This window comes from Streptomyces sp. NPDC101166, assembly GCF_044768125.1.
Lineage (GTDB): Bacteria > Actinomycetota > Actinomycetes > Streptomycetales > Streptomycetaceae > Streptomyces.
This window is the reverse complement of the sequence record NZ_JBIWPF010000052.1, coordinates 1-5,426: the sequence shown is the minus strand read 5'-3', so window position 1 is coordinate 5,426 and position 5,426 is coordinate 1. Positions and strand designations below refer to the sequence as shown.

General features: G+C 72.0%; 2 protein-coding genes. Both read right to left on the bottom strand.

What is annotated here, in order from left to right:
* A partial coding sequence (locus tag ACIRS4_RS36105) for an amino acid adenylation domain-containing protein (protein ID WP_404204174.1) occupies positions 1-4,846 on the bottom strand: 4,846 nt, incomplete at its 3' end.
* A partial coding sequence (locus ACIRS4_RS36100) for a phosphopantetheine-binding protein (RefSeq protein WP_404204172.1) occupies positions 4,846-5,426 on the bottom strand: 581 nt, incomplete at its 5' end. The genes ACIRS4_RS36105 and ACIRS4_RS36100, both read right to left, overlap by 1 nt.

Genomic DNA, 5,426 nt, shown 5'->3' with positions numbered 1-5,426 from the left:
CCACCGACTCCACGCCACGCGGCAGACACACACCCACGAACGACTCCGGGCCCACACCCTCCACCACCAGACGACGGGCCAGACGGTTGGCACGAACCTCCAACTCGGCATACGAGACCGACTCACCACCCGAGACCACCGCCACCGCCTCAGGCGACCGCACCACCTGCGCCTCGAACAACTCCGGCAGCGAACCGCAAGCCACCTCCGCAGCCGTGTCGTTCCACTCGGTCAGCACCTGCCGAAGCCCTGCCCCGTCCAGAACCTGGACGTTGCGCAGCGGCACGTCCTCGTCATGGTCCAGGGCCGATTCGAGGGCAGCGACCAGGTTCTGCGCGGCCGTGCGCACGAACTCTCCGACCCGGCGCGGGGCGATCGGCGCGACCGCGTCCACGGCGACCCATAGGCCGTCTCCGTCGTCGTCCACGGAGACGAGCAGTGGGTAGTTGGTCCGCTCGCGGGAGAAGACCGTCCTGATTCCGTCGAGCCGCTCGTCGCGTGCGCCCGGGGCTTCGGGGTCGCCTCCACCGCCGTTGTGGCGGTAGTTGAACAGGGCCGTGAAGAGGGGGGCGCTGCCCGGGATTCCGCTGGTTTGCTGCGCCACCGAGAGCGGCGCGTGCTCGTGCTCCAGGAGCTCCGCCAACTCGTCGCGCATCGCGGTGACCGCCGCGAGGACACCGACGCGGTCCGTACGGACCCGCACCGGAAGCGTGTTGAGGAAGGGGCCCGGCACCCGGTCGGAGCCCGCGCCGGCGTTCATCCGGCCGAACAGGATCGTCCCGAAGACCACGTCGTCGCGGCCGCTGACCGCGGCGAGGACGCGGGCCCACGCCAGGTGCAGCAATGTGGCGGGGCTGGCGCCGAGCCGCCGTGAGATCTCCCGCAGCCGAAACGTCAACTCGTCCTCGAACGGGACGACTTGCCGTTCCGAGTCCGCACCGTCGCCGCGTATGTCCGCGATGCCGAAGGCGGCGGTCGGCTCGGTGACGTCGCCGAGTCGGTCGGCGAAGTAGCGCTCGTGCTCCGTGCGGTCGACGCCGCCGCGTACCTGGGCGACGAAGGCACGGAACGGCAGCGGCTCCGGGAGGTCCGAGCCCCGGCCCTCGAGGAACGCCCGGACCTCCGCCATGAGCACTTCGAGGGCGGTGTGGTCCCGCACCATGTGATGGACCCGCACCAGCGCAAGCCACTGCCGGCCGCCGGGGGCGCGGGCCGTGTGGACCCGGATCAGCGGCGCTTCGCCCAGGTCCATCGTGGAGCCGCCGGCGGCGACCAGGCAGGCGACCGGGTCGGTGCCGTCCGCGTCGAGGGTGACGTCGGTGACGGGCAGGGTGGCGTGGCGCCAGACCACCTGGACCGGCTCGCGCAGCCCCTCCCACACGATGGACGTGCGGAAGATGTCGTGGCGGTCCAGGACGCATTGGAGTGCGCCGAGGAAGGCGTCGAGCCGCTCGCGGGTGTCGAACTCGACGACGGTCGGGAGAACGTAGGCGTCGTCCCCGCCGTCGGCGAGGAGATGGTGGAAGAGCAGGCCCTCCTGGAGAGGGGCCAGCGGATAGATGTCGGCGATGTTGGTCGCGCCGCCCGTGACCGTGGCGGCCACGGTCACGATCTCCTCGTCGGTGAGGTCGACGAGCGGCAGCATGCCGGGCGTGATCTCGGTGGCGTCGGCCGGGATGAGGTTCTCGGGTACGGTGACCTGCTCGGCGCCCGCCGAGGCGGCGAGGCCGGCCGGGGTCGGCGTCTGGAACAGCGCCCGTGCGGAGATCGTGACACCGTGCCCGCGCAGGAGTTCGACGAGGCGGATCGCGAGGAGCGAATGCCCGCCGAGCCGGAAGAAGTCGTCGTCCACGCCGACCGCGTCGACGCCCAGGACCTCGGCGAAGGCCGCGCACAGGATCTCCTCGCGGGCATCGGACGGGCCGCGCCCGCTGCCGGTGGCGTACTCGGGAGCGGGGAGCGCCTTGCGGTCCAGCTTGCCGTTGCCGGTCAGGGGCAGCGCGTCCAGGAGCACGACCGCGGAGGGAACCATGTGGGCGGGCAGTCGCTGGCTCGCGTACCGGGTGAGCGTACGGGGGAGTTCGGCGTCGACGGCGTCGACGTCCGCGGGTACGGCGTAGGCCACGAGCCGGGTGTCGCCCGGGATGTCCTCGCGGGCGACCACCGCCGCCTGTGCGACCAGCGGATGTGCGGCCATCACGCCCTGGACCTCGCCGGGCTCGACGCGGAAGCCGCGGATCTTCACCTGGTCGTCGGCCCGCCCGAGGAAGACCACTTCACCGTCGGCGGTCCACTTGGCCCGGTCGCCGGTCCGGTACATCCGCTGCCCCGCCTCGAAGGGATTCGCAACGAAGCGTTCGGCCGTCAGGGCCTCACGGCCCACATAGCCGCGCGCCAGACCCGCACCGGAGACGTACAGGTCCGCGACCACGCCGACCGGGACCGGCTGAAGGCAGGAGTCGAGCAGGTAGAAACGGGTGTTCGCGATCGGGGTGCCGACCGGCACGACGCCGTCGGCGACCCGCTCGGCGGTGAGCCGCGTGGTCGCGACGCCGATCGTCGTCTCGGTGGGACCGTAGTGATTGTGGACCTCACGCTCCCCGGCGGCAGCGAGCAGCTCCGCCGCCAGAGCGGGCGGGGTGGACTCGCCGCCGAGCACGAGGGAACGCCCCGGCAGTACGGCGTCGTATCCGGCGGCCGTCAGGGCGGCGAGGTGCGAGGGGACGACCTTGAAGTGGTCGACGCGGTGTGTGGAGAGGTACGCCGCGACCGCCTGAGGGTCAGTGATCGCACTCTCTTGCAGGATGTGCAGTTCGCCGCCGGTCGCCAGGGCGGCGAAGACGACGGTGTTGCCGAGGTCGGTCGTCTGGGCCTGGAGCAGCGCATAGCGCGCACCCTCGGCGCCGAAGCCGACCCGCTGTGGCACGGAGGCGAAGTAGTTGGCGAGGCCGCCGTGGGTGACCGCCACACCCTTGGGCCGGCCCGTCGAACCCGACGTGTAGATGACGTACGCGGGCGATCGCAGGTCGACAGGCCGCTCGGGGCGCTCCGCCGAGGCCGCCGCGAGGTGCATCTCCACGAAGGTCCCGTCGAGGGCGACCAGGCGCGAGCGACCGGCGGGCAGTTCGTCGACAAGGTCCTCGGTGGTGAGCACCAGCGCCGCCCGGCTGTCGCGCAAGATGTACGCGATCCGGTCCGTCGGCTGTTGCGGGTCGAGGGGCAGGTAGGCGGACCCGGCCTTCCAGGCCCCGAGGATGCCCGCGATCATGTCGGCGCCGCGCGGCAGGCACAGGCCCACGACCGCCTCGGCGCCGATGCCCTGGCCGATCAGGTAGTGCGCGATCCGGTTCGCCCGCGCGTCGAGCTGCGCGTACGAGACCTCCTTGCCGTCGGCGACGAGCGCCACCGCGTCGGGGGTGCGGTCCGCCCATCGCTCGAACAGCTCGTGGACCAGGGCGGGCCGGCCGTCGGACGCCGTGGCGTTCCAGTCGGTCAGCACCCGGCGGCGCTCGTCCTCGTCGAGGATCCGGATCGAGCTGAGCGTGCGGGCGGGGTCGGTGGTCGCCTGGTCGAGGACCTGAGTGAGCCGGGTGGCGAGGCGCTCGGCGGACGTCACGTCGAACAGGTCGGCGGCGGCCGTCACCGAGCCGCGCAGGCCTGCCGGAGCGCCCGTCGCGTCGAAGAGCTCGCGCACGGAGACGTCGAGGTCGAACTTGGCCGCCCTGGTGCCGGCTTCCGGGCCTTCGGACGAGGTCTCGGCAGGGTCGACGACGGTCCGCTGGTTGTTCTGGACGGTCAGCATGACCTGGAAGAGCGGGTGGCGGGACAGGGAGCGGGCCGGGGCGATCTCCTCGACGAGCTTCTCGAAGGGCACGTCCTGGTGCTTGAAGGCGGACAGTACAGTCCCGCGCACCTGGGCGAGCACCTCGCGGACAGTGGGGTCGCCGGTCAGGTCGGTGCGGATGACGAGGGTGTTGATGAAGAAGCCGACCAGGTCGTCCAGCGCCTCGTCCGTACGGCCGGCGACGGCGGTGCCGACGGGTATGTCGGTGCCCGCGCCGAGCTTCGACAGCGTCATGGCGAGCACCGCCTGAAGCACCATGAACGTGGTCACGCCCTCGGTCCGTGCCACCGCCGCCAGGCGCGCGTGCACCTCGGCGGGTACGCGCAGCGGGACGATGTGCCCGCGGTGCGAGGCCACCGGCGGTCGGGGGCGGTCGGCGGGGAGCTCCAGCTCCTCGGGGACGTCCGCGAGCTTCCCGCGCCAGTAGGCGGTCTGGCGGAACATCACGCTGTCGGGGTCGTTCTCGTCGCCGAGCAGTTGGCGCTGCCAGAGCGTGTAGTCGGCGTACTGGACCGGCAGTGGCTCCCACTCGGGTGCCCGGCCCTCGGTGCGCGCCGCGTACGCGGTCGTGAGGTCGCGGGTCAGCGGACCCTCCGACCAGCCGTCGCTGGCGATGTGGTGCATGACGACGACGAGGATCCGTTCGTCGGCGGCCTCGAAGAGCCAGGCTCTGATGGGCAGTTCGGCGTCGAGGTCGAACGCGTACCGCCCAGCCTCGTCGATCGCGTCGGTCAGCCGGTCCTGGGCGACCTCGGCCACCGTCAGCGCCCAGTCGAGCTCGTCGGGCGGGAGGATCCGCTGGTACGGCTCGCCGTCGACGACCTCGAAGACGGTGCGGAGCACCTCGTGCCGGCCGATCACGTCCCGCAGGGCCGCGTCGAGCGCGTCGCACCGCACGTCGCCCGGCAGTCGCAGGACGACCGGAACGTTGTAGGTCGCACTCGGGCCTTCCAGCCGGCTGATGAACCACAGCCGCCGCTGCGCGAAGGACAACGGGATCATCAGGACTCCTCCTGGTTGCGCATCGGCTGCAACGCCGGCCGGGTTGACTTCACGTGTCCGGGCTGACCGGGCTGACCCGGCTGTCCGAGCTGCTGGGCGAGGCCCGCCACCGTCGGCGCGTCGAACAGGGCGGCGATGTCCACCTCGACACCGAGCACCGTCCTGATGCGGTTGACGAGGCGGACGGCGAGCAGGGAGTGGCCGCCGAGGGTGAAGAAGTTGTCGTCGACGCCGACCCTCTCCAGACCGAGGACCTGGGCGAAGGCCTCGCAGAGGATCTCCTCCTCATGGCTCTCGGGTCCCCTCCCGGCGCCCGCCGCCTCGGCGTAGTCCGGGGCGGGGAGGTTCTTGCGGTCGAGTTTGCCGTTGGCGGTCAGCGGCAGGGCGTCGAGGACGACCACCGCGGACGGGACCATGTGCTCCGGAAGCCGATGAGCCGCGAACTCGCGGACCCCGTGCGGCAGTCCGTCGTCCGGCTCGTCGGGGTCCGTGGGGACGATGTAGGCGACGAGTCGGGTGTCGCCGGGGGTGTCCTCGCGGGCGACGACGGCCGCCTGCGCGACCTCCCGGTGCGCGGCCA